The 233-nt window shown below is 70.4% G+C and carries 1 protein-coding gene; it reads left to right on the top strand.

What is annotated here, in order from left to right; all coding sequences use genetic code 11:
• Window positions 1-233: hypothetical protein (locus E0702_RS19440; protein WP_205742144.1), on the top strand; the 233-nt coding region annotated here is incomplete at both ends.

Here is a 233-nt window from a genome sequence, read left to right as displayed (position 1 = left end):
CAGCATCGGGCGCGAGCGCTGGTCGCAAACCCTGACCCTGGCCTGGCGCGACGACGACCTGCTGCTGGCCGGGTTCACCTATGGCTGGCGCGATACGCTCGATGCCGCCAATACCGGACGCTGCGACGTGAACCTGCTGACCGGGCGCGGGGTGCTGACCGTGAACGGGCAAGAGACCGCAATCACGCAGCCGCCCGACCGCCTGCCCGTCACCCTCTGGGACGGCCAGCCAC

The sequence above is a fragment of the Halomonas marinisediminis genome (assembly GCF_004347715.1).
GTDB classification, from domain to species: domain Bacteria; phylum Pseudomonadota; class Gammaproteobacteria; order Pseudomonadales; family Halomonadaceae; genus Halomonas; species Halomonas icarae.
This window is presented reverse-complemented; position numbering and strand designations above follow the sequence as displayed.